The organism is Arthrobacter sp. MYb229 (assembly GCF_002975405.1).
Lineage (GTDB): Bacteria > Actinomycetota > Actinomycetes > Actinomycetales > Micrococcaceae > Glutamicibacter.
This window is the reverse complement of record NZ_PCPS01000001.1, coordinates 326138-350032: the sequence shown is the minus strand read 5'-3', so window position 1 is coordinate 350032 and position 23895 is coordinate 326138. Positions and strand designations below refer to the sequence as shown.

At 56.4% G+C, this 23895-nt stretch carries 19 protein-coding genes and 1 pseudogene; 9 read left to right on the top strand and 11 right to left on the bottom strand.

Annotation, left to right across the window (positions count from 1 at the left end):
* Together CQ019_RS01660 and CQ019_RS01655 are read left to right on the top strand one after the other, a co-directional pair.
* Entirely contained in the window at window positions 1-489 is a 489-nt protein-coding gene (locus tag CQ019_RS01660) for a three component ABC system middle component (protein ID WP_105568777.1), read from the top strand.
* On the top strand, window positions 486-2441 hold the full coding sequence (locus CQ019_RS01655) for a DUF3732 domain-containing protein (RefSeq protein WP_105568776.1): 1956 nt from the start codon (window positions 486-488) through the stop codon (window positions 2439-2441). The genes CQ019_RS01660 and CQ019_RS01655 overlap by 4 nt, the downstream gene beginning before the upstream one ends.
* Window positions 2442-2784: 343 nt before the next feature.
* On the opposite strand, the gene CQ019_RS01650 is transcribed toward CQ019_RS01655, so the two are convergent.
* The gene (locus CQ019_RS01650) at window positions 2785-3459 is read right to left on the bottom strand and encodes a FadR/GntR family transcriptional regulator (RefSeq protein ID WP_105568775.1); all 675 of its coding nucleotides are present in this window, start codon (window positions 3457-3459) and stop codon (window positions 2785-2787) included.
* Complete coding sequence (locus tag CQ019_RS01645; protein ID WP_105568774.1) at window positions 3456-4727, bottom strand: CynX/NimT family MFS transporter; 1272 nt, start codon at window positions 4725-4727, stop codon at window positions 3456-3458. Before CQ019_RS01645 ends, CQ019_RS01650 begins: the two co-directional genes overlap by 4 nt.
* A gap of 225 nt (window positions 4728-4952) precedes the next feature.
* Here CQ019_RS01645 and CQ019_RS01640 point away from each other — a divergent pair, with 225 nt between their 5' ends.
* Window positions 4953-6143 carry a metallophosphoesterase family protein gene (locus tag CQ019_RS01640; RefSeq protein ID WP_258133810.1) on the top strand — a complete coding sequence of 397 codons (1191 nt, stop codon included), beginning with the start codon at window positions 4953-4955 and terminating at the stop codon, window positions 6141-6143.
* A gap of 258 nt (window positions 6144-6401) precedes the next feature.
* Here CQ019_RS01640 and CQ019_RS18155 read toward each other — a convergent pair whose 3' ends face one another.
* Entirely contained in the window at window positions 6402-7268 is an 867-nt protein-coding gene (locus CQ019_RS18155; RefSeq protein WP_146113296.1) for a hypothetical protein, read from the bottom strand.
* 366 nt (window positions 7269-7634) lie between these two features.
* Between CQ019_RS18155 and CQ019_RS01630 the strand changes: the two genes are divergently transcribed.
* Both CQ019_RS01630 and CQ019_RS01625 read left to right on the top strand, forming a co-directional pair.
* The gene (locus CQ019_RS01630) at window positions 7635-8288 is read left to right on the top strand and encodes a 3'-5' exonuclease (protein ID WP_258137238.1); all 654 of its coding nucleotides are present in this window, start codon (window positions 7635-7637) and stop codon (window positions 8286-8288) included.
* 178 nt (window positions 8289-8466) lie between these two features.
* A pseudogene (locus tag CQ019_RS01625) lies at window positions 8467-9855 on the top strand (IS256 family transposase).
* A 259-nt stretch (window positions 9856-10114) separates the two neighbouring features.
* Here the strand turns inward: CQ019_RS01625 and CQ019_RS01620 are convergent.
* From CQ019_RS01620 to CQ019_RS01585, 8 genes are all read right to left on the bottom strand, one after another.
* A complete protein-coding gene (locus CQ019_RS01620) occupies window positions 10115-11707 on the bottom strand; it encodes a glycoside hydrolase family 32 protein (protein ID WP_258133808.1) in 1593 nt (530 codons plus the stop codon).
* Window positions 11704-12651, bottom strand: coding sequence for an ABC transporter ATP-binding protein (locus tag CQ019_RS01615; RefSeq protein WP_105568770.1), 948 nt, complete (start codon window positions 12649-12651; stop codon window positions 11704-11706). Before CQ019_RS01615 ends, CQ019_RS01620 begins: the two co-directional genes overlap by 4 nt.
* Complete coding sequence (locus CQ019_RS01610; RefSeq protein WP_105568769.1) at window positions 12648-13565, bottom strand: ABC transporter ATP-binding protein; 918 nt, start codon at window positions 13563-13565, stop codon at window positions 12648-12650. The genes CQ019_RS01615 and CQ019_RS01610 overlap by 4 nt, the downstream gene beginning before the upstream one ends.
* Window positions 13562-14536 carry an ABC transporter permease gene (locus tag CQ019_RS01605; RefSeq protein ID WP_105568768.1) on the bottom strand — a complete coding sequence of 325 codons (975 nt, stop codon included), beginning with the start codon at window positions 14534-14536 and terminating at the stop codon, window positions 13562-13564. The genes CQ019_RS01610 and CQ019_RS01605 overlap by 4 nt, the downstream gene beginning before the upstream one ends.
* A gap of 5 nt (window positions 14537-14541) precedes the next feature.
* Window positions 14542-15519, bottom strand: a complete 978-nt coding sequence (locus CQ019_RS01600) for an ABC transporter permease (protein WP_105568767.1) — start codon at window positions 15517-15519, stop codon at window positions 14542-14544.
* Window positions 15520-15591: 72 nt separating this feature from the next.
* A complete protein-coding gene (locus CQ019_RS01595) occupies window positions 15592-17268 on the bottom strand; it encodes an ABC transporter substrate-binding protein (protein WP_105568766.1) in 1677 nt (558 codons plus the stop codon).
* 44 nt (window positions 17269-17312) lie between these two features.
* On the bottom strand, window positions 17313-18338 hold the full coding sequence (locus tag CQ019_RS01590) for a LacI family DNA-binding transcriptional regulator (RefSeq protein WP_105568765.1): 1026 nt from the start codon (window positions 18336-18338) through the stop codon (window positions 17313-17315).
* A gap of 395 nt (window positions 18339-18733) precedes the next feature.
* The gene (locus CQ019_RS01585) at window positions 18734-19762 is read right to left on the bottom strand and encodes a LacI family DNA-binding transcriptional regulator (protein WP_258133807.1); all 1029 of its coding nucleotides are present in this window, start codon (window positions 19760-19762) and stop codon (window positions 18734-18736) included.
* A gap of 148 nt (window positions 19763-19910) precedes the next feature.
* On the opposite strand from CQ019_RS01585, the gene CQ019_RS01580 reads away from it, so the two are divergent.
* The 4 genes from CQ019_RS01580 to CQ019_RS18900 all read left to right on the top strand — a co-directional run bounded on the left by CQ019_RS01580 (window position 19911) and on the right by CQ019_RS18900 (window position 23857).
* Window positions 19911-21356 carry a glycoside hydrolase family 32 protein gene (locus CQ019_RS01580; protein WP_181148215.1) on the top strand — a complete coding sequence of 482 codons (1446 nt, stop codon included), beginning with the start codon at window positions 19911-19913 and terminating at the stop codon, window positions 21354-21356.
* The gene (locus CQ019_RS01575; protein ID WP_105568763.1) at window positions 21353-22258 is read left to right on the top strand and encodes a carbohydrate kinase; all 906 of its coding nucleotides are present in this window, start codon (window positions 21353-21355) and stop codon (window positions 22256-22258) included. The genes CQ019_RS01580 and CQ019_RS01575 overlap by 4 nt, the downstream gene beginning before the upstream one ends.
* A 36-nt stretch (window positions 22259-22294) precedes the next feature.
* Window positions 22295-23590 (top strand): MFS transporter, encoded by a 1296-nt coding sequence (locus CQ019_RS01570; protein WP_105568762.1) that lies wholly within the window; start codon window positions 22295-22297, stop codon window positions 23588-23590.
* Window positions 23591-23683: 93 nt separating this feature from the next.
* Window positions 23684-23857: a fumarylacetoacetate hydrolase family protein gene (locus CQ019_RS18900; RefSeq protein WP_146113295.1), complete on the top strand. Its 174-nt coding sequence runs from the start codon at window positions 23684-23686 to the stop codon at window positions 23855-23857.
* Window positions 23858-23895 lie beyond the last annotated feature (38 nt).

Sequence of the window (23895 nt, the reverse complement as noted above, 5' to 3'; positions counted from 1 at the left end):
ATGCAACCTTGGACACAGCGGCCAATTGAAGTTCGAAACTTGTTCAATCCAGCATTTTGCGGGCTTTTGCTGCAACGAGCAATTAAGAGTTATCAAGAAGTAGACCCGCGCGGCATGCCTTTCTCATTGTCACTTCTCATATTACCACTTAGTTTGCACAGCCATACTCGAAAAAAACTGACTGCACATCCAAAAACGCGACTCTTAACAATCTTTGAAAAACATCCAGACCTGATACTGGGTTTTGATGAAAGAGCCCGAGATATACTCACGTTTACCCACGAAGCTTTCAGTATTCTGGCGCGTAATCACTGCATAGAAGTTTCCCGTGAGGGGCGAATTCATGCTGTCCCAAAGAGAATTCGAGCTGCCGTAGATGGCACTCAAGAATCACAAGAATGCCAGAAGAACGCGATTCGACTCGGAAAAGAGTTCGCTCGCATCGGAGATCGAGCCACCATTTACACCACCCTAGGAGTGCGACCATGAGAATTAAGTCCATCCATATTTACAGCCATGACCATCGGCGGCGGGACCTTTCATTTAAAGAGGGTCTAAACGTGATCACGGGTCGATCTTCGACAGGTAAGTCCGCCCTTTCGGAAATCATCGAGTATTGTATGGGCGTCTCTGAATTCAAAGTCCCAGAGGGCGTGATTCGAGATAAGGTTTCTTGGTTTGCGGTAATCTACCGATTCGAAGGCGAGGAAGTTCTGGTCGCCAAGCAGGCCCCTAGCAATGGCGCACAGAGCGCTAGTGCAGCGATGATACGCAGGGGAACAAACATCGCAATCCCTCCATTTGAAGGACTCGAAGCGAATACTGATGATACTGCAGTAAGAGTGATACTTTCCAAGCTGTTGGGTATCCCCGAGAACAGAACTCTCGTTCCTATGGATCAAAGCAGGGTCAGTTATGCAGCGCAAATCAACCACACTTTGTTCTATCTTTTCCAAAAACAAGGTTTAATCGCCAATAAGGACCAGCTGTTCTACCGTCAAAACGAGCCGTACATTCCACTGAGCATTCAAGACACGTTCCCCGTTCTGCTCGGCATAGACTCCCCGGATCGATTTACCTATCAATCGAAGTTACGTGCGGCGAAGCGTGATTTGAGTTTGGCACAGAAAAAGCTTGATTCCTTGGAAGGTGCTATAGCGGGTGCGCAGATTTCCGCATTCAAATTGCACTCCGAAGCAGTTGCTGTGGGACTCCTGGCTCCTGCGACATCAGATGATGACTTTATTGAAAAACTTCGTGCTATTGAATTCTGGGCGCCACTTGATTCACAGCAGTCATTTGGTGAGACTCATGAAATTACCGAATTGGAGGCTCAGATCCAAAAGCTAAGGCAAGGTCGGCGAGAAATCCAGTTCAAATTGGATTCCACTAGGAGGTACTCTGCTCAAGCTGGAGGCTTTGTAGATGAAGCCATAGAACAACGTGACAGGCTCTCGTCAATCTTGGCTTTCCCGAAGAAACGGAGTACAGGTGAATGGCAATGGCCATTTGCAGAGGAGAATTTGGGGTTGGATGTACCCGTAGCTTCGGCTCTTCTATCGGAGCTCGCGTCCCTTGATCAAGAACTCGAAGCTGTAACAGGGGAAAGGCCAAAAATTGATGACTTTATTGCTGTTTTGGAGCAAGAGTCAAGAATAACAACTGAAGCTATTCAGAATCTAGAGGCCAAACTAGTCGCTCTCATCGAGGCTGACGAACGGCTAGAAAACTTGCGTGACAGGGCCGTCGCGTCGGCCCGAGTTGTAGGACGAGTAAGTCTCTTCTTGGAATCGTTAGCACCTGACAGGGAAGTCTCGGATGCAGAGAATGAAATTTATCAGCTGAAGGGCAAAGTGGAAAAGCTCAAGCTGGAAGTTGGCGACGATGACCGAGAGGAGGCAATCGCATCGGTATTAAATAACATTTCGAAAGATGTTTCTAGATATATTGATGCATTAGAAGCAGAGTTTGCCGGCACACCGAGTCGTTTTGATCTTAGAAAACTTACGGTCGTCATTGATCGACCGGGACGTCCGGTACCGATGGCATTGAGCGGTGGCGGCGAAAACCACTTGGCTTATCACGTGGCAGCACTCTTGGCAATCCATCTTTACTCTTCAAAAAATGGGTGTCCCATCCCATCTTTCTTGCTAATCGATCAGCCAACGCAAGTATATTTCCCCACCGAAGAGAAATATAAGGAAGCAGACGGTACAGTCGAGCGAACTGAAGCCGACGCGGATATGGTTGCTGTGCGGCGCCTGTTCAATTTGTTTCTCGAATACGTACGCGAGGAGAACCCAGGTTTCCAGCTAATCATCACAGAGCATGCAAACCTCCAAGAAGATTGGTTCCAGGAGGCATTGGTCGAACCTACTTGGTCTAAGCCGCCAGCCTTAGTTCCAGAGGACTGGCCGGAAGCGGAAGGTCTGCGTATATAACTTGACACTGCCCAAGGTGAGTGAATAAAATTCCGTTCCTTATTGAGATATCCGTGCACTATGTACTTTTCATAGGAGACATGTGCAATGCAGGTATCAATCACTGACCTGATCATTATGCCTGATCGCATCTGGTGGTACTCCTGCTCTGCGACAGGACGGTCAACGTCACGGGTATGCCCATTCCACGAACAAGGTGCGAAAGGTAAGTGACGAAATAGAAATCGTTGCGAAGAGCTGCGCGTTTTCATCGTTTAGGGTTCTCTCAAGAGATAGTTCCAGCGGCCTAAGTACGTCTAATCCTAACTAGCTCCGCGCAGCCACTGGGTCGCGCGGTGGAAAATTACGGCATCCAACTCATGCAGTAATCGAGGTTGGCTACAACTGTTCGGGCAGCCGCTTCGTCGTCGGCGGCTTCGAGGGCATCCACCAGTGACTCATGCCCATCGCGCAGGCAACCGTCGAATCCCTCCGCTAGGCGCTGGGTCATCTTGGTACCGTGGAAGACGTTGCCAAAGCTCTCGTAAATCTCATGCAGCAGCGGAACTCCGGATGCGCGCGCAACTTCAAGATGGAACTGCCAGTCTGCCTGCGACCAAGCCTGATAGTCCTGCGCCCGCCATGCGTCACTTCGTTGACGCAGCAAAGTACGCAACCGCTGGATTACCTGCGCATCGGAGGATTTCGCAGCGAGCCTCGCGGCCTGGGTATCCAAAGCGAAACGCACCTGCAGCACATCCTGGTCCGAGTGTTCCCGGTAGACGCGTTGCGCGGTTCCGCTGATTTCGCTGGTGGCCCGCACATAGGTTCCGTCTCCCCTGCGCACTTCGAACATGCCCGTGCGAGCCAGAGCCTTAATTGCTTCGCGCAACGTTCCGCGCGAAACACGCATTTCGGCGATCAGCTCGGGTTCTGCCGGAATGCGATCCCCTACTGCCCAGCGTCCTTGAGCCACGGCATCGCTCAAGCGGGCAACGACCTCATCGGCCAGCGGTGGGCGCATGGGTGTATTGCTCATGATTGCTCTACTTCGGCCGAACCATCAACTTCGACCAACTGCCGGGATTCTGCCTCGGTGCGCAGGCCTCCGAGCTTAAAGCAGAACACCAGCTGAACCACCGCGAATGCCAGCACTATCGCCAGGCCCAAGGTCCAGGATCCCAAGGCGCCATGCATCAGACCCAGTACGAACGGGCCAAGGGCTGCAACCAAGTAGCCTACCGACTGAGCCACCGTGGACAGGGCCGTGGTTTCCTCCGCGCTTCCACCGCTGCGGCTGAGCATAAGCATAACCAGCGGGAAGACGCCGAATCCCAGTCCGATGAGTATCGAGCTGATCAAGGACAATTCCACGGGCAGAACCAGCAGGGCCAAGAAGCCGAGTACCGAGCAGCTTGTGGTCAGCAAGAAAGCGCTGCGCAGCAAACCCGGCTTCGAGGCCATCCAGAGCATGATCAGGACCGCCGGGATGCTAACTCCCTGCACGATTCCGAGCATCAGCCCGGCGGCGGCCGGTTCAAGTCCGCGCGAAATGAGGATATGCGGCAACCAGCTGACCACCGTGTAGACCAGCAGCGACTGGATTCCGAAGACTGTGGTGAATAGTAGCCCCTTGCCCGTGGCCAGCAGCGGCCAAGGTGAGACATGCGCGCCCGCAGTGGGCTTCGTGCGGTTTCCCGAGAAAGACAAGGGCACAAATGCCAGCAGTGCCAAGCTGGCCGGTATCGCCCAAAAAGCCAAGGCGGTAGTAGGCGATCCGACTTGCATCGCCAGAGGGATGCTGACCGCCGAGGCGAAGGTGGCGCCAATTGACATGGTTGTCGTGTACGCAGCGGTCATAGACGCCGAACGGTGTCCATGATGCTCGCGGATGAAGGAAGGCATGGCGACGTTGCAGATTGCCAGACCACTCATGCCCACCACAGTGCCTGCCAATAGCGCCCAAGTCGAATCGACGACTCGAAGGGCCAAGCCAGCCGTGAGCAGCAGCAAGGAAAGGGCAATGCCCAATTCAAGGCCGGTCCGGCGAATCACGATGCTGGTCGCGGCACCTGCCACCGCGAAGCAGAGCACCGGAATTGTGGGCAGCAGCGAGGCGATAAAGGTGCCATAGCCCAGCATCTCCTGCAGCTCGTGGAAGAGCGGCGAGGCGGAGGCGATGCCCATGCGCAGGTTCAACCCGACGAGGATTACCGCGGCGACGGCAACGGCACCGACCACCCACGGGGATTTCCGAGTTTGCGGGGCATCGGGCGGGACGAGCTGTTCAGATGAGTTGACGATCACGTTTAAACATTAGACGTTTGATGTTTGCCTCGACAAATCTTGTGAGCTGTTGCACGCCCGATTCTGTTGGAATGCCGAAGGTGCATGTTCTACAGCTTTATTTACGCGCAGGGGCAGGAAGCGACTACCAACGTTCACTCACTGGTCACTAGCCAGCTCTACGCTCTAGTGGTTATCGGCCAACTAATTCATACTGGCTTCCTTATTCATGTGAAAGGCACACCTGTGAGCAATTCTCCTGTCCCCCGTCGCGGAGTTTTGATCGGCAGCACAGCTGCCGCGATTACCGGACTCCTTGCTGCCAACAGCACGGCAGCGTCCGCAGTACCGGCCAAGAAGGCTTCAGCGGCTACCCCGAAGCTCAAGTTCGCGGCAGACGGCAAGTTCAAGATCGTGCAGTTCAACGACACCCAGGATGGCCCGCTCACCGATCGCCGCACCCTGGAGCTGATGGACAAGGTGCTGGATACCGAAAAGCCGGGCTTCGCGCTCATCAACGGCGATGTCATCAATGGTTCGCCGAAAACCACCACCGAGGTCAAGCAGGCAATCAACAACGTTGTGCAGCCCATGGAATCCCGGGGCATTCCCTGGGCGCTGACCTTTGGCAATCATGACGAGGACTCGATGTCCAACGGAACCGGCATGGACGAAGCCAAGCTCGTGGACTTCATCCGCAGCTACAAGTTCAACACCAACTCGAAGAATGACAAGATCCAGGGTGAATCGAACACCCAGCTGCTGATCGCCTCATCCAAGAACGCCAAGCCCGTCTTCGGTATCTGGCTGCTCGATTCAAATCGCTACGCGCCAAAGACTATTGGCGGACAGGACTTTGAGGGCCTCATGTCCTACGACTGGATCCGCCCCGAGCAGATCGCTTGGTACCGCGAAGCTTCCAAGGCCACCGAAGCACGCTATGGCAATGTCCAGTCATTGATGTTCTTCCATATCCCCCTCTGGGAACACCACCACATGTGGTACGGCTCCCAGTTCACCTCGAATGATGCCGACCACGAGAAAGCCGTGGCAAAGCACTCCATCGAGGGAGTTAAGAACGAAGGCATCTACGTTGGCGCTTTCAACTCCGGCATGTTCGCTACATTGCAGGAGCGCGGAGACGTTCGTGGCGTGTACTGCGGACACGACCACATCAATACCTTTAAGGGCGACTACTACGACATCGAGCTGGGCTACGCCCCGAGTACCGGCTTTGGAACCTACGGCCTGGGTGGTACAGATGACCACGATCTTCGTGGTGCCCGAGTCTTCGAGCTCGACGAGAACAAGGACGGGGTCTACACCGGAACCCGCACGGTATTCGCCAAGGATCTGGGCATCGATATGAGCGCGAAGGCGCAGCCTATCGACGAGCCGATGCCGATGCCTCAGTCAACATCGCATGCTGCGCGCTGAACCATCAGCGTGCAGCATTGCTCATAGAATCGAACTTCGAGGAGTTCCAAGGTGTCTTGAAATTGGACTGGTTCGCGTTCTGCGAAACATGAGGCTAACTGTCACCGATGTCTCGATACATGAATTCTTGCCGAGGTGTTGATACAGAACTGTTACTGATGTATCTAGAGGTCACGTTTTTAATTGGTTTCTGGATCAAGCACCAGCCGTGAACAAGTTGCCGCGTCAAATAAGTAGTGTCAAGCGCAGCCCCGAAGCTTATTTATGACCTCTGCCGAGGGTCGGCAGACCGCCTGAAACAATTTTGACGTATGGCACCCGATCCGCGTCGGTCTTTGCTTTAGCAGGATGATGCTCCTTGCTGCGCTGAGCTTCCTTCGCTTCATATCGTTCCAGCGGGGTTCCCTCAGCCGCCCATTGATTAGCGCCATAGGTCTGGCGGAGCCGCGCTTCGAAGGTCGAAGATGTGGTGAGTTTTGGCTCAAGCCCCTTCACCGGGATGTGGTACCGCAGTTTCTCGAAGTCAGCACCGGTCAAGTACTCCATGCCGTCTTTAGACTGCGGCTCGATGCTGAGCTCATCGCAGAGTGCGAGGAGCTCGCTTTCTGAGATCTCAAGCTGTGATTCAGCCACCTCCAGTCGAACTTTGGCATCCGGCTTCCGATACTTCTTGTGAACCGTTTTCATTGCCTGGTTCTTCACAGCCTGCAGCCGCGCATCCTGCGGCGCCGCATTGTGAGTAACTTGCTTCGGCATTGGGCTCACTACCAGCGCCAGTTGCCGAGTCGCAGGTAGGGCACTTGCTGGAAATGGCAACCCGTTGACCTTACGGATCTCGACGGTCGCTGGCGCCAATTTTCGGCTGCGATTAGCCTTTACCCTGGCAGGAGCTGGTTTCGGTGTTTTCGGGGCGGCAGATCGCGCTGCATGCGCTTGCTTCCTGCGCTCATGGCGCTCAATTCTTGCCTTCGCCTTGGCCAGCCGCCGCTTTTCATCAGTTGATGGCTCGATAGCTTGTGGAGCAAACTTCTTGACGTCAAGCACCTTCTCGCGAGGTGCCTGCTTACTGGCCAGCGCTGAGAGCTTGGCAAAAGCTTCGGAGTCAAGATGTCCACGTAGATTCAAAGCAAGCTCCCTCAAAAAGTTAGCGTCCCTAGTCTAGCCAGAGTTGGTTCTGAGGTTGAATCTATCGCTATGCCTCGATGGTAAGCTACTTTGTCTCTAACTTTGACGCATGCTGGAAACATCGGCGTCTGACTATCTCATTCGTTTTGCACCGTGCGGCGGCTTAGCAGGCGATGGTTTCTTTTTCTTGAGAACCTGAGCAGCCATCAGCCTCGATCGACCATTGTTATTCAATGAATTGCTAGTCCTTAACACTGGCGCTACCAGGGTTCTTGCGCCACATGATCGCCTAGCTCTGCAGTACTCATAAACAGTCAGAAAGCACGCCAAGAACGCGTCAGCATCAACCAGGGGCTAGCGATAACAGTGTTGGACTTTACTGCGATTGACTTCGAAACCGCTAATTCCTTCCGTGGATCTCCATGCGCGGTTGGGCTCATCCGCGTACGTGATGGAGAAATCACCGAGCAATGCCACTGGCTTATTCGTCCTCCAGAAGCGGCGGACTGGTTCGATCCCTGGAACATGAATATTCACGGGATCACCCCCGAAATGGTCGCCGAGGCACCGCGGTGGAAGGAAGTGTTGCCTCATATCGTGGACTTCGTTGGGGCAGACACGCTGGTGGCCCATAACGCAGCTTTCGATACCGGAGTGATCCGCTACGCCTGTGCAGCTGACGACATCCAATGGCCTGCATTCGATTTTCTTTGCACGCTGGTAGCGGCACGAAAGGCACTGGCACTTCCCTCCTACCGGCTGCCTTATGTCGCTGCTTCTTTAGGTTTCTCACTAGAGAACCACCACGACGCCCACGCCGATGCAGAAGCGGTCGTGAAGATCGTCAACCAGCTAGCACAGCGAGAAAACGCCACGGATGTACAGGACTTAGCACAAAAAATCGGTGTCCGCCTCGGAACCATGAGCCTGGGAAAATATTCAGGAAGTGTGGCGCAGAGTTCGTCATCGCGTGGATTCACGCCTGTTTCAGTAAATGCAAATGCCGACTCTGATGGATAACTCTATGGGCGTGTTGTCGTCTTTACCGGAACGCTCCAGTCCATGACGCGCAATACGGCACGTCAAGAATGCGCTCGGGTCGCTGCCATTCCCGAAGAGAACACGACCAAGGAGCCTGTCAGATGGATTGTGTAAGACCCCTAGTCAATTGATAGAAAGAGACTAGGAAAAACACAATATGACCACCCAGAAAGACCAGGCCGAACAGACAGTGGAAAACGCCTCCGACATCGCCGAGAAAATCGCCGCCCTGGGATCCATGGACGCCGTGAAGGAATCAGGTGCTTTTGACGAACTCATGGGCTTCATTGACCGAGGCGAGATCCAGCTCGACGGCAAAAACGGCTTCATTCAGCAGATCATCCGCGCAGGGCTGGAACGCGGCCTGAAATCAGAGCTCAGCAGCCACCTGGGCTACGACAAAGGCGACGGGCAAGGACGGTTCGCGCCGAACTCCCGCAATGGTTCCTACCCCAAGACCGTGTCCACTATCGCCGGCGATGTTGACCTGCAGATCCCGCGGGACCGAGCCGGCACGTTCGTCCCGACTCTGGTGCCCAAGGGCTCACGCCGCACCGGCGGGCTGGACGAGATGATCATTTCCCTCTATGCCGGTGGGATGACCGTCCGGGATATCGCCTACCATCTGGAAACCACCGTCGGCACCCAGCTGTCCCACGACACGATCTCCAAGATCACCGACGAGGTGCTCGATGAGGTTGCTACGTGGCAGGAACGCCCGCTGGAAGAGTTCTACCCGATCCTCTAGCTGGATGCGATTGTCATCAAGGTCCGCGACGGGCACCAGGTGCGGAACAAGGCCGCGCATATGGCTATCGGCGTCACCGTGGAAGGCATCAAACACGTGCTGGGGATCTGGGTGACGGAGAACGAAGGTGCGAAGTTCTGGGCGCAAGTCTGCGCCCAACTGGCCAACCGCGGCGTGAAGGACGTGCTCATCGCTTGCTGCGACGGGCTGACCGGGTTCCCGGAAGCGATCGAAGCGACCTGGGCTCGGGCGACGGTGCAAACGTGCGTGGTGCACCTGATTAGGGCGGCGAACCGGTTCGTGTCCTACGGGGATCGCAAGGAAGTCAGCAAGCAGTTGAAGAGCATTTACACGGCTCCGAGCATCGAAGCCGCACTGAAATCCTTGGATGATTTCGAGGCCAGCACGCTAGGAAAAAAGTATCCGTCAGCGGTGGCGACGTGGCGCAATGCGTGGGAACGGTTCACCCCGTTCCTGGCGTTCCCACCGGAGCTGCGCAAGGTCATTTACACGACGAACGCGATTGAATCGATGAACTACCAGCTGCGCAAGGTCACCAAGTCCCGTGGCCATTTCCCCTCCGATGCAGCAGCGGTGAAAATGCTGTGGTTGGCGATCTGCAATATCGAGGATAAGCGTGCCCGGGAGCGGTTCAAGGACGCGCAGAAGAAGGGCCGTACCCCGAGGGCTGGCGCTGGTTCGTATCTGGTGGAAGGTGCCGGGACCAGTGGCTGGAAGCAGGCCTTGCAGCAGCTGGCGATGGCGTATCCGGAGCGTATTGAACCTTATTTGAATTGAGTATTACGAACCCTTGAATAACGGATGTGACTAGGGGCTTACACAAACAAACTGACAGGCTCTGGAACTTTGTTGAACCGCGACCTGATGCCAGCACTCATCATGACTTACAAAATCCTCAGCAAGATCCGCAATTCCCCGTAGCAGGCGATCACACGACCGGTCGGATACCCCTCTTTGCGCCAGGAAAAGTAGGGATGGCCCGGGGAAGCAAACTTCCCCGGGCCACACTAGTCTCGACCGAGCCCGCGAATAATTTCTAAGCGAATGCCAGCTTGCGCACGGTGAGGTTCTTGTACGTTGCTGTCCCGCCCGAAACGAACAATTTGATCCCGGAATCCGAAGCCAGCGGGAATACCCGGTGTGAGTGGACGATCCTGCCGTCCCCCAAGAACACTTCGACGCTGGAGCGGTCCACTAGGATGCGCACCTTGAGTCTTCCGCTTGGTGCCTCTATTGGGCTTTTGGTTTCGCTCTTATCCCCGGGGTGGAAACTTGGCTTGCGGTTCACGTAGGCGAACCCTCCAGCCAGATAGATTCCGGTGGCCACGTGACGCGTGCCGGTTTTTGCCCGGCACAGCTCAAATCCCACGTTCTCCGGCGGGTTGGCCGGATCCCAGCTTAATTCGCATTCCAGCTCATAGGCGCTGCCCGAGAAATCCAATACCTGCTCCCCGGATACCGCCGGGCTGCCTAAGCTTTTCGCCGGACCGGCCAGCTTATCCAACTGCTTTACCGGAACCGAGGCGAGATAGTAGCCTTCAGCACCGGCGATCATCCGCACCTCGCGCACAATCATGTCATCACCGTTGTAGCCATCTGTGGCCATGCTTGGGGCATTGTGTGGGTAATCCCAGAAGTTGTTCCACCCAATGACACGGCGCAGTTTGGGATTTTCACTCCCGTCGGCACGATGATCCGGATAGGTCACCGCACCATAGAAGTCAAAGCCCCAGTCAAGCCATTGCGGATCATCTTCCTTGGTGGTGAAGGCCTTTCCATCAAAGTCGCCCACCCAGTATGCGTAGGTGGCGGGCAGATCATGTGGCTTGCCATTGGCGCTGGTGCCAAGCACCCATTGTTTGGTTCCGTCAGAAGCCTGGATCTGAAACAGGTCCGGGCATTCGAGGGTGCCCAAGGTGGTGCGCACAAATTCGCTGGTTCTTTTCCACCGCTTCAGGTTCACCGAGGTATACAACCCGATGCGGTCCCCCTCGGCATTAAGCATGACCCACTGTGAGCTTTGCTCATGCCAGATGATCTTCGGGTCTCGGAAAGCTTCCACGCCTGGGTTGGCCAGCACCGGCTTGGTTCCACCGGGTTTGAAGCTGCGTCCCTTATCGGTGGAGTACCAGAGGTACTGGGCTTGCACCCCGCCCGGTGCCTGGGTGACCAGAGCAATCAACGCGCCTTTCCCGTAGCCCGCGGTGTTCTTTTCATCGATAACAATCGAGCCGGACCAGCAATCCCCATTAGGACTTTCATGCTTGCTGATGGCTACGCCGTGGTCGGTGAAGTTCACGTGGTCCTTGGTGGTCGCCAAACGCCAGCTTGTACCGCTGCCACCGAGCATGTAGTCCTCGTTGTAAAGGTAGTAGTACAGGTATTCACCGTCCAGATACACCGGACGCTGCGGGTCATTTTTCCAATTATCCGGAACGCTGAAGTGATAACTGGGACGGTAGCTCATCGCGGCAGAAGCCTTCTTGTCATTTTTTCCCCGTTTTTCAGGGGCCGCAACGGCCGCCCCAGTGCCTAGTCCGGTCAGCGTCAATGCAGTGGCCGAGGTCAGGGTGGCAACGATGCTTCGTCTGGACGGTCCGCCATGGACCATGTCTTTGTTCGCACTCATGTCATTTCGCTTTCGTCCGCCAGCACCCAGTGCTGGCTTGATTCATCGATAATGTGCTTTTGCAGGTTGGCGCTGGTGGACCAGCGCTGGATTTGTTCGCGCAGGGCCGCGCGCTTTGGTGCGTCGAAGCTACTGTCTCGGTCAGGGTCAGGCACCGCACCCACGAGCAGTTGAGTATATGGATGGCTCGGGTGATCCAGCAGTTGCACGGATTCTCCTGATTCCACGATTCGCCCCTCGTTGAGCACGGCAATTCGGTCCGAGAGATAACGGGCCGAAGCCAGATCGTGGGTGACGTACAAGATGGTGATCCCATGCTCGTCACGCAGCTTATGCAGCAGGTTCAACACACCAATGCGCACCGAGACGTCTAGCATTGAGGTCGGTTCGTCGGCCAGAATGATGCTCGGCTTGGCCGCCAGCACTCGGGCAATCGCGATGCGCTGACGCTGTCCGCCAGAGAGCTCATGCGGGAAGGACGAGAGCACATCCGGGCTGAGGCCCACGGTACTCACCAGCTTTGCCATTTCACTGCGCTTTGACTTAATTTCTGGCTGGTGCAGAGCCAAGGCACGTTCTAATATATGCTCCACGCGGAAGGTAGGATTCAGCGAACCGAAGGGGTCTTGGAAGACCATCTGCACTTCGCTGCGGTACTTGCGCACCGCTGCCCCCTTCAGCCCCGCAATATCTTTTCCATTAACTAGAACCTCGCCGGAATCCGGAGTTTCAAGCAGAGCAAGACAACGGGCCAGCGTCGACTTGCCGGAGCCCGATTCCCCCACCAGTGCCACGATTTCCCCGCGTTGCATCTCCAGATCGATATCCCGCAAGGCAGGAATTTTCTTTCGACTAAACAACGCGGAGCTGGTGAACGATTTGCTCAGCGAACGGATTCGCACGGCCGGGCCCACTGCGGTCCGCTGGATTGCAGTTGAAGTCATAGCAGTTCTCCTTGCGACAGCACAGGCTGATCCGAGGGAGCCACCCAATGGCCCTCACCGGTGTCTTCCAGATCCTGGATGTTGGTGAATTTGGTGCCTTCGGCCAGCCCGGTGAGCTTAACCCGTGGGCCATGCAGAGGTGGGAAAGCTCCCAGCAGCGCTTGAGTATAAGGGTGCCGGGAACCATGGCGCAGCGTTGTCGCCGGAGCTAGCTCCACAATACGACCGCCATACATGATGCCAATACGGTCAGAGAGTTCAAGCATCAACGACATGTCGTGGGTGATGAACAAAATCGCGAAGCCAAGTTCATTTTGCAGTTCACGGATCTGCTCCAAGATCTCCTGCTGCACCACCACATCTAGCGCAGTAGTAGGTTCATCAAGGATCAACAGCCGCGGGTTCAAAGCACAGGCCATGGCGATGACAATGCGTTGGCGCTGGCCTCCGGACAGCTGGTGCGGGTAAGCGCGCAACCGTACCGGATCAATGCGCACCATCTTAAGCAGTTCGTGGGCGCGATGCAGCGCGGCCGCCCGGGTACCGCCACGGTGGGTGCGGATCACGTCGATGAATTGCTCACCGATACGGGTGACCGGGTTCAGGGAGTTCATGGCCGACTGGAACACCATGGCCACGTTATTCCAACGCCAGGCACGCAACGCTGCCTCATCCATGCCCAGCACGTCCGTGCCGTCAAAGAGGACTTTGCCGTTGCTGATCCGCGCCGGGTCCTTGAGCAGACGCATGATCGAGTTCGCGATCGTGGACTTGCCGCAGCCGGACTCGCCCGCGAGGCCAAAGATCTCACCAGAATGGATGGTGAAGCTGACCCGGTCCGCACCGCGGACCGCACGCTCGTCGCTGACGTATTCGACGGTCAGGTCCTGGACTTCCAATACCGGGACGCTCATTTTTCTTCCTTTCGCGCCACGGTGGTCGCCGCGGTGCTCTTCGTTGCATGCTTAGGCCGGCGCAGGCGCGGGTTGGTAATCTCATCTACCGCGTAGTTGCACAACGCCAAGGCGAAGGCCACTAACGCAATAGCCAGACCCGATGGAACAAAAATCCACCACTGGCCGAGCATCAGCGAACCATCGCTGGTAGCCCAGAACAGGTTGGTGCCCCAGGAGAGCGTGTTGACGTCTCCCAGACCCAGGAATTCGAGTCCGGCCTGGGCACCAATGGAACCGATAATGCAGCCCAGCAGGGTGGTCATGACCACCGAGGCCATATTCGGCAAGATCTCGCGCACCATAATGCGCAGTGGACGTTCACCGGATACCTGAGCGGCCGCCACATAATCTTTGCCCCGAATGGACATGGCTTGAGAACGCATGACGCGGGCACTACCGGCCCAACCGGTAATCACCAGCACCACGATGACCGTTCCAAGGCCCGGCGGCATGAATGCTGCCAGGATGACCAACAACGGCAGACCCGGAACCAGCAGGAACACATTGGTCACCAGCGAAAGCGCCTCGTCCAGACCACGGCCGAAGTACGCGCCGCTCAATCCGATCAGCACGCCGATCACGGTGGACAAGATTCCGGCGGCAAAGCCGACAAATAGCGAGGAGCGCGCGCCCCACAAGGTCAAACCGAGGACGTCTTGGCCTTTGGTGGTGGTGCCCAGCCAGTGTTCCAGACTCGGAGCGGCGGCACCGGCAGAGGTGATGCGCGCCGGATCTCCCGGGAAGAACACCGGAGCCAGCAGGGCCAGCGCAATGAACACTAAAATGATGCTCAGCCCTGCCACCGCCTTGCCATTGCGCAGCAAGGTTCGCAGCAGGCGTGTGGCGCCCAGCCGAGCGCGATCCGCGGCGCTTTCTGCCGCCGAGTCCTCGGGAATCAAAGTCAGGGAATCTGTGGTTATCTGGCTCATGAGGTTCAGCCCTTCCGCACACGAGGGTCAAGTCGGACGTAGACCAGGTCTACAAGGAAGTTCGCGATCAGCACCGCGGCGGTAATGGTCAGGAACATGCCCTGCATCAAGGGGTAGTCAAGGCCTTGGACTGCAGCGAGCAGCTGGTAGCCAACGCCTGGGTAGGCGAACACTACTTCGGTGAGCAAGGCTCCACCGACGATAAACCCGATGCTCATACCCATGCTTGTCACCGAGGGCAGCATGGCATTGCGTGCGGCATAGTTCAGCATGATGCGGTGCGGGCGCAGGCCCTTGGCCTCGGCCATCAGGATGTAATCCTCGGAGTTGGTTGCGATCATGGTGTTGCGCATGCCCAGCATCCAGCCGCCCAAGGACACCAGCACAATAGTTAGTGCCGGCAGGAACAGGTGAGCTGCCACATCCAAAATGAATTCAAGGTTGAATCCGGGGACCAGCCCCACGGAGAAGGCGTGGCGCATCGGGGCGACACCCATATTGATGCCAAAGATGTACAGCGCACCCATGGCGAGCCAGAAGTACGGGAAGGAACCGATGAATACCAGCAGTGGCGGAGCCACCGAGTCCAGGAAACCGCCTCGGCGCCAGGCCGCCAGGATACCCAGCAGGTTGCCGAGGATCACCGCGATCACCAATGAGGTGATACCGAGCAGCAGGGTCCAAGGCAGCTGAGAGGCGATAACTTCGGCGACTGGCGTGGGGAAACGGGAAATCGACATGCCGAAATCGCCGGTGAGGATGCGGCCAAGGTAGCTGAAGTATTCGGGGATGAGCGGGCCGCCGTCTACGCCCATCATGGTGCGTAGCGCGTCGACCTGCTGTGGTTCGAGGCGTTGCTGCGAGCGGGAAAGCATGCGGGTGACCGGGTCACCGGGCATCAGCCGCGGCAGCAGAAAGTTTAGGGTGATGGACGCCCAGAAGGCTAGCAGGTAAAAGCCCAGACGCCGGAAGAGGAAGCTCATAATATGTGTCCTTCACGAAAGATCGCGTCGTGGTGGGCAGCCAGAGGCTGCCCACCACGTGGGAGCTTGATGCTATTTCGCGGGTTCTAGGTTGGTGAGCACCAGCACGGTGGTCGGTGCGCGGTTGCTCAGAGTCGCGTAAGGGTTTTCCTCGGTGGGCCAACCGACAAAGTTCTCGGTGGTGTAGGCACCCCACTCCGGGCCAGGGAACAACGGCACAACCGGAGCTAGTTCGCTATACAGCGACTGCAAGTCATTGATGACCTGCTTCTGCTCTCCTTCATCACCGGTAGCAACAAACTTGTTCAGCAGGTCATCTGCTTTTTTGTCGCTGAAGCGGTGGTAGTTATCAAAGGTCTGCTTGCCGACCGGCTTGACGTTTTCGCTTCCCATCAGGTTCAGGTAGTACTGATACGGGGTCGGAGCGTTAGCAGTCCAGACGATGCCGGTATCAAATTCACCGGTCTCGTAGGCTGCGGTCACCGCGGCCCAGTCGGGAGAATCAACGGTGGCCTTGATGCCCACGTCCTGAAGGTTCTGCGCGATAATGTTTGCTACCGACAGCCAGTCAGTGGAGCTTGAACCCACGGAGATGTCGAAGGTGAATGGTTTACCGTCTGGGGTGGTGCGCTGTCCTTGGGCGTTTTCCTTGTAGCCAGCTTCATCCAGCAACTTCTTGGCGCCTTCAAGATCGCGCTTAGTCCAGTCGCATTTCTCTACGACCGAGGCATCACGCCACTGGTCGTAGTTGCCCGACAGTCCGGTGCAGTCGGCCGGAACGGTGTAGTCACTCATGCCAACTTTGACCGCCTGTTCACGGTCAACGGCCATGCTTAGTGCTTTGCGCACCCGCACGTCGGAGAATTCTTCCTTGGTGGTGTTCAGCTGCCAGTTGATCTCGGAGCCTGTGGTTGGGAACCAGTAGTGGCGATGCTCTGGATCCTTGTCCACATAGGTGGTCTGGATGTCTGGCATGTAGGTCTGGGTCCAGTCGACATCGCCGGAGATGGCGGCCAGGTTGGCACCGTCGTTGCCGGCGAAGGCGAGCATCCGGATGCCGCCAAGCTTCTGCTTCTCGGGCTGCCAGTAGTTCGGGTTCTTTTGCAGGTCGAAGGACTGGGCCTGGAAGTTGGCGATCTCGGTGTACGGGCCGGTGCCGACCGGGGTCGGGTTCTCTTCGTTGCCCGGCTTGTCGAACTTGGACCAGATGTGCGCAGGCACTATGACCTGCTGTCCCAATTCGTACAGTGCCGGAGCGAAGGCCTTCTTGAAGGTGAACTCCACGGTGGTCTTATCCGGGGTCTTGATGGACTTCAGGTAGTCGTAGCCGCCGAGCAGTTCCTTCTGCAGTTCCACCGAAAGCTTCACGTCCTTGGAGGTCAGCTCGGTGCCGTCGGAGAACTTGACTCCTTGACGCAAAGTGAAGGTCAGCGACTTGCCGTCGCTGCCCGCTTCCCAGTCGGTGGCCAGCCAGGGCACCGTGTCGCCGCCGGCAGGGTTGTAAACCAGCATGGACTCGTAGATGGACTGGCCGGTCATTGGCGCGGCGTTGGGCGAGAACGGGTTGAAATTCCTGGAGAAGGTACCCATGTCTTCACGCGGGATGGTGAGGAACGCTGAACTGGTTGTTGCGCCGTCAGCTTCGGTTCCGCCTGGATTTGATGCGACGCATCCGGTCAGCGCGAGCGCGCCGACCACTGCGGTCGCAGCCACGGCAAGGTGCGCGCGGCGTAAGTATTTGACTATCATGGAAGTTCCTCATCCATTCATGTGATGTGTAGCGGAGGGGAAGCTCATCTTTGGCCGTGCATGGCCACAGATGAACGAATGCGTGGAGGGCAGCCGATGGTAATTTGGCGATTCTCAATCGGTGAGCCCTCTACCATTTGATTCAGTAATGACACCCCTGCCATACCCATTTCTTCAAAGGGCAAAGCGATGGTTGTCAGTTTTGGTCGCATATGTGGTGCCAGAATCTCTTGATCATCAAATCCGACGATTGAGATGTCTTCCCCCACTCGCAAACCGAGTTCCTTGATTGCGTCATAGGCGCCCATGGCGATCCGGTCATTACCGCAAAAGATCGCGGTCGGCGGATCTGGTTGAGCCAGTAACTCTTGAGTTCCGTGATATCCGCTATCGGCGGTACCGTCACCGGCAACAATCTTTGACTCTTCCTGGCTAATTCCGTGATCCCGCAGAGCCTGCTTCATGCCGGTTTGGCGCCCGATCTGAGCAGGGATTCCTTGGGCAACAGTGATATGGCCAATGTTGGTGTGTCCGGCCCGTGCGAGGATTTCGGCTGCGGCGTAACCGCCTGCCACTTCGTCCGGGACGATTGATGGAAATTCTCCGGCGGCGTCGAAGCAGTTGACCAAAACGCAGGGAACCGATTTTGCATTCTCCGGCACGATGATTTCTCGGTGCCAGGTGGTTGCAATGATCAGCCCGCCTACTTGTTGTTCAAGGAGCTTCTCCACCGCGAGCATTTCCATGCCGGGGTCATCATCGCTGGGTGCGATGAGCAGAAAGTTTCCATCTTTCCATGCCGAGCGTTGTGCTCCCTTGATCACGTCGGTAGCAAATGGCGATGTAGCAATCTCGGTCACCAGACCGAACCAGGCGCTGCGTTTGCTAGCCAGTGTTCGTGCGGCCGCATTGGGGCGGTAGCCCAGCATGCGCGCCGTCTGGTTGATTCTCTCTCTGGTGGCTTCGGGGATATTTGCTTCCATCCGGCCATTGAGCACAAATGAGACGGTTGTTCGGCTCACGCCGGCCGCCTTGGCGACATCGGCCATGGTCACGGATTGCTGCGTCATTTCCCCTCCTCCCCCTTGAGATCAATACGAAACTGGCCGTATTGCAGATTTGCTAACACGATTCAGTAACGCGCGTTACTACGCTGAGAAATAAGGTAACGCACATCACTTATGGGTGTCAAGCAGTCAATTCTTATTTGCGCATAAATGTAGATCTCTGCGAAGATCGCGCGCTTTCGACAGAACCGGCATCTCGCGCAGCAAGATATTTGGGCGCACGGAGCTACCCAGAAACTATTCTGGGTATCCAGGAATTTGATGATCAGGCAAGGTGAAGAGGCTAGTCAATTCGACTCTCGGCAAGGAAGCTTCATGAGTCACGCTAGGAGACTGTGGTACTTCCCTGCAGTTCGAGCCCTAAGAATATTTAGCTCCCAAGCTCGGTCAGCTTTGGTTCAGCGGGCCTTCATTGAATCGCGCTCAATCAGCGGCATTTCCACCTGATGTTCAACAGGATCCAGCTTTCCATCAAGAAGTAGCTCAACGGCGAGCGCTCCCATTTCTTCATAAGGAAGTCTGATCGATGTCAGTTGCGGACGCAGATAGCTAGCGATGATCTCATCATCGAAGGAAAGAACCGAAAGATCCTTGCCGGGAACTAGTCCTTGTTCGGCCAATGCCTGGAAGACGCCCATGGCCACGCGGTCATTCGCGCAGATGACGGCATCAGGCGGGTGCCCATCGGTGAGCATTTGAGCGGTTGCCGCATATCCATCGGTGGGATTCCAGTCTTCGAGAACCCATTCGCCGAGTACTTCAAGTTTCGATTCTTGCAAGGCGTTGCGAAGCGAAGTGAAGCGGCGGGTGATACTCGGATAGCTCACCGGGTTATTCTCAGCATTTTGATGCGCTCCGATCAGCGCGACGCTTTTAGCACCGGTTTCCAGAACTCGGTGCACCGCACGGGCACCGGAATCCAGCTCGTTCGGCAGCACCGCGGTGCAGGGGCTGTCATCAAGACCATTGACCAATACGGTAGGCAGGCCCGTGGCTGGGATTTTTAAGTCACGTTTCCGTGAATCCATAAATCCAAGGATGAGACCATCAACGTCCCGATGAGCCATCTGCTGGATGGCTTCAGCTAGCTGATCAGGTTTCCCAAAGGTCTCTGCAATCAGCACCGTATGGCCGCGCTCCTCGGCTGCACGAAGAATGCCGGTGATCATGCCGGAAGCAAAACGTGTGACCGTGACCTGATCGGAAATCAGTCCCAGGGTTCGCGTCTTGCCACTGCGCAATGACTGAGCGGCAGCATTTGGACGGTAACCCAGTTCCTTGGCTGCCGCGCGAACCCTCTCGGTGGCCTCTGCGGAAAGCCTGGTCCCAGGCTTGTTGTTCAGGATCAAACTGACTGCGGCCCTTGACATCCCTGAAGCTTCTGCGACGTCAGCTATCGTTACCCGCTTGGCTTTTTGCGTATTCACGTGTCCTTCTTGCGACTGGGTACCTGCAATTATTCGAGCCTAGCCTATTGCAGCGACGTCCTGACGCTGTTACAGTCTTATGCTAAATCCATTTAGCATATCTTGATTAAGGATGACGACGTTGCCCGAACTACAACAACTCGCGGTCATGCGACCAGAGCTTCACTTCTCCCCCAAGAAAAACTGGATCAATGATCCCAACGGTTTGTTCTTTGACGGCGAGCAATACCACCTGTACTTCCAGCACAACCCCAACGGAGTTGGCCACGGCTACATGTCCTGGGGACACGCGGTCAGCACCGATCTGGTGAACTGGACCGAACTTCCCATCGCCATCCTGCACGGGGATGTCGCAGACATCTTCTCCGGCTCCATCGTTGTGGACCGGGAGAACACCAGCGGCCTCGGAGACGGAAGCACCGCGCCGATCATCGCGGTGTACACCGCGGCAGCCAAGGACGAAAGCAACCAGTCCCAAGCGCTGGCCTACTCGCTGGACGGTGGCGCAACCTTCACCAAGTACGCACAGAACCCGGTACTGGACCGTGGTTCCAAGAACTTCCGTGATCCCAAGGTCTTCCGCTACGAATCCGCGCAGGGCTCGTGCTGGGTCATGGTGGCAGTAGAAGCCATCGAACGCCGCGTGCTGATCTACCGTTCGGAAAACCTCATCGACTGGACCGAGGCATCTAGCTTCGGCCCGCAAGCAGCCATCGCCGGCATCTGGGAATGCCCGGACCTCATCCAGCTGCCGGTCACCGGCAACGATCAGCTCAAGTGGGTCCTGCTCGTTTCGCTGAATCCCGGCGGCGTGGCAGGTGGCTCCGGAACCCAATACTTCGTGGGAGAATTTGACGGTTTCACATTCACCCCCGACAAGCAGCAGGAAGCCCATGATTCCCTGGCCTTCGAGCAGCTAAGCCAGGGCAGCTGGCTGGACTGGGGCCGCGACTTCTACGCGGGCGTCAGTTTCCACGGCCTGCCTGTGGACCAGCAAACCATCATCGCTTGGATGAGCAACTGGGACTACGCCCGCGATCTGCCCCACGACGGCTGGCGCGGTTCCATGAGCGCAGCTCGCACCCTGGACTTGGTGCAGCTTGGCGACGGCGGTTTTGAAATTCGTCAACGCCTTAGCGGCCTGCCCGAGTCCCCTGTACGAACCAGCGCGGTGCTTACCGGCGATACGCGCATTGAGCTTAATACCCCGGCACTTTTGGAACTGAGCCTCCCCGCTGACTTCACCGGACAGGCACGATTGCTCCTGCACCGCGCAGATCACAGCGTGATCAGCGAAGTGACCGTTGAACCAACTTTGATTCAGCACCACCGCGGCGCAGGCAAGGTTGAGCATGAGCTCTACGCTTCCAGCCAACGCATGCCGTTACCAGAGGACTCCACCGAGCTAGTCGTCCAGGTTCTTCTGGATCATGGTTCCATTGAAATTCTGGGTGCGGATGGCCGGCGTTCGCTGACCGATCAGCTCACCGGCGAAGCTGCGCCAGCCTTTGGGGTGCTCCATTACTCCGGCAGCACGCGCGCAGCTGCGGGTGTCCTGCCATTGAGTGAAACGAGCTTGGAGCGCAGCGCATGAGCAGTATTACCGTCATGGGAGAATCGTTAGTAGACGTAGTCTCGGGTTTGGCCCACCCCGGTGGTTCACCACTGAACGTTGCCGTCGGACTCGCTCGCCTAGGACATGTTGTGCAATTCCATACCGAATTTGGCCAAGATGCCCATGGGCAACAAATTGCCGAGCATCTGAAGCAAGCAGGTGTGAAGGTAGCTTCCGGCTCGGTCACCGAGCGGGCCACCTCGGTGGCTCAGGTTCACGTTGACGAGCAACTAAACGCCCATTACACCTTTGATATCCACCAGCAGATTCCACCGGTGGCAGCAGACGCCGTCACCGAACTCTTGCATACTGGCTCCATTGCCGCGTGGATTGAACCTTCGGGGCAGAGCATCGTTGATGCCTTCTCTCATGTCGCAACTGGTTCACTGCGTAGTTACGACCCAAATCTTCGTCCAGATCTGGTGGAAGACCGCGAAGCAGCAATCGAACGAATCGAATTGCTGATGAGACTGAGTCATATCGTTAAGCTCAGCGATGTAGACGCTCAGTGGCTTTATCCTGATCTGGATCTGTGGGACGTATTGGCGCATGTTTCCAGCCTCGGGCCAGCTTTCGCGGTGATGACTCAAGGTGGTGACGGCTGCCTAGCTGTTGCCCACGGAAATCGATATGACATCTCGGCCTTGCCGACAGACCTGAAAGACACCATAGGTGCCGGTGACGCGTTCATGTCCGGACTTCTTTACGGTGTGCTCTCGCTACCTGAGCTAGCCCACGCGCTCCGCACCGGAACCGCCTCCGAACCAGCTGATATCAGGCAAGCGCTGCACCACGCGTTAACTTCGGCAGCATTAACCGTGGCACAGGCCGGTGCGAATCCACCGTGGGTCAATGATTTCTCCCGCGCATTAGCTCACTAAGAACTTTCCAACGATTACAAAGAAACCAGGGCAAAGATGACTGGACTAAGCACAACTCTTAGAAACCCTACGTACCTTCACAGTTCCTTCTCGATGCTACTGTTCTTCGCATCATGGGGAATTTGGTGGTCATTCTTCCAAATTTGGCTCACCAGCGAATCCAACGGTTTGGGACTCAGCGGCGCACAGGTCGGTACCGTCTATTCGGTGAACTCGCTCGTGACGCTGTTCTTGATGTTCGGCTATGGTGCACTGCAAGACCGTCTGGGTCTGAGAAAGCATCTTGCGGTAGTAATTGCCGCGGTGACCGCGCTTACCGGACCGTTCTGCATGTGGGTCTACCAGCCGCTGCTGCAGTCCCATTTCATGATGGGTGTTATTGCCGGCGCAGTCGTATTCTCCGTTGGATTCCTTGCAGGCGTAGGCCTCTTTGAAGCGCTTACCGAACGCTACAGCCGCCGCTTTAACTTCGAATACGGACAAGCGCGCATGTGGGGATCATTCGGTTACGCCGTCGTGGCACTGGCTGCAGGCTTCCTGTTTACTATCAACCCAATGCTGAATTTTTGGATCGGCTCGGTACTCGGACTGGTCCACCTGCTGATGTTGTTGCTTTGGCGCTTCGAAGCCAAACCAGTAGCTCCTCTCCCAACCAGCGGAAAACTGTCTCCAGCATCTACTCCGGGCTTTCGTGAAATGCTGGGCCTTTTCCGTTTACCAAGCCTGTGGCTCATCATCGTATTCGTGATGCTGTCCTGGACGTTCTACACGGTTTTTGATCAGCAAATGTTCCCCGACTTCTACACGGGACTCTTTGAAGACCAGGAAACCGGTCAGCAAGTGTATGGCATCCTCAACTCGGTGCAGGTCTTCGTTGAAGCCGCCATGCTGGGACTCGTACCTCTGCTAATGCGCCGCGTGGGCGTGCGTTCAGCACTGCTCTTGGGTGTCGCCATCATGTTCGTTCGTATCTTGGGCTGCGCGCTCGTTGATGATCCCCTGCTCGTCTCCGCAATTAAGATGCTGCACGCCATCGAAACGCCGTTGTTCATTCTTCCGGTGTTCCGTTACTTCACCCTGCACTTCAACCCGGCGTTGTCTGCAACCTTGTACATGGTTGGGTTCCAAGTATCTTCGCAAATTGGAAACGTCTTGCTCTCCACACCGTTGGGCATGCTCCACGATCAAGTGGGCTACCGCCAGACCTTCACCACCATCTCGTTGGTAGTGCTGCTTGCTGGAGTCTACGGATTCTTTGCGCTGAAAAAGGACGATCAGCAAGTCATGGGCGACCCATTCATTCGTCACTCAAAAACTGCTGTTGACGCCTAACTGAGCATTCGTTCAAGCGGAGCGGGTTGCCATTGAGACTCACAGCATCCCGCTCCGTTAACGCGTTTTCAACCGTTCGCCAGAATCTAGCTCATGTTGATGCACCATCATCATTCGTTCATGACCCTGCGCCCGGGTACTGTCGTTTTGACCGGTCTGCCTGCTAGATGCCGCCAGAACACACCGGGCGATGAGGTCTTCTGCCGCGTTCAGGGAATTAGCGAACTCCGCAACCGGGTTATTGCAGGCTCCTACTCATCTACATGATCAACGCAATAAGCGTCCGCACCCCGAAGAGGACGGAC

What these genes read in the sequence shown, in the direction of transcription:
- CQ019_RS01650 (WP_105568775.1), bottom strand. Translation starts at nt 3,459, where the DNA reads ATGAGCAATACACCCATGCGCCCACCGCTGGCCGATGAGGTCGTTGCC.
- CQ019_RS01610 (WP_105568769.1), bottom strand. Translation starts at nt 13,565, where the DNA reads ATGAGCGTCCCGGTATTGGAAGTCCAGGACCTGACCGTCGAATACGTC.
- CQ019_RS01580 (WP_181148215.1), top strand. Translation starts at nt 19,911, where the DNA reads ATGCGACCAGAGCTTCACTTCTCCCCCAAGAAAAACTGGATCAATGAT.
- CQ019_RS01600 (WP_105568767.1), bottom strand. Translation starts at nt 15,519, where the DNA reads ATGAGCTTCCTCTTCCGGCGTCTGGGCTTTTACCTGCTAGCCTTCTGG.
- CQ019_RS01570 (WP_105568762.1), top strand. Translation starts at nt 22,295, where the DNA reads ATGACTGGACTAAGCACAACTCTTAGAAACCCTACGTACCTTCACAGT.
- CQ019_RS01590 (WP_105568765.1), bottom strand. Translation starts at nt 18,338, where the DNA reads ATGACGCAGCAATCCGTGACCATGGCCGATGTCGCCAAGGCGGCCGGC.
- CQ019_RS18900 (WP_146113295.1), top strand. Translation starts at nt 23,684, where the DNA reads ATGTTGATGCACCATCATCATTCGTTCATGACCCTGCGCCCGGGTACT.
- CQ019_RS01605 (WP_105568768.1), bottom strand. Translation starts at nt 14,536, where the DNA reads ATGAGCCAGATAACCACAGATTCCCTGACTTTGATTCCCGAGGACTCG.
- CQ019_RS01655 (WP_105568776.1), top strand. Translation starts at nt 486, where the DNA reads ATGAGAATTAAGTCCATCCATATTTACAGCCATGACCATCGGCGGCGG.
- CQ019_RS01595 (WP_105568766.1), bottom strand. Translation starts at nt 17,268, where the DNA reads ATGATAGTCAAATACTTACGCCGCGCGCACCTTGCCGTGGCTGCGACC.
- CQ019_RS01615 (WP_105568770.1), bottom strand. Translation starts at nt 12,651, where the DNA reads ATGACTTCAACTGCAATCCAGCGGACCGCAGTGGGCCCGGCCGTGCGA.
- CQ019_RS01575 (WP_105568763.1), top strand. Translation starts at nt 21,353, where the DNA reads ATGAGCAGTATTACCGTCATGGGAGAATCGTTAGTAGACGTAGTCTCG.
- CQ019_RS01620 (WP_258133808.1), bottom strand. Translation starts at nt 11,707, where the DNA reads ATGAGTGCGAACAAAGACATGGTCCATGGCGGACCGTCCAGACGAAGC.
- CQ019_RS01660 (WP_105568777.1), top strand. Translation starts at nt 1, where the DNA reads ATGCAACCTTGGACACAGCGGCCAATTGAAGTTCGAAACTTGTTCAAT.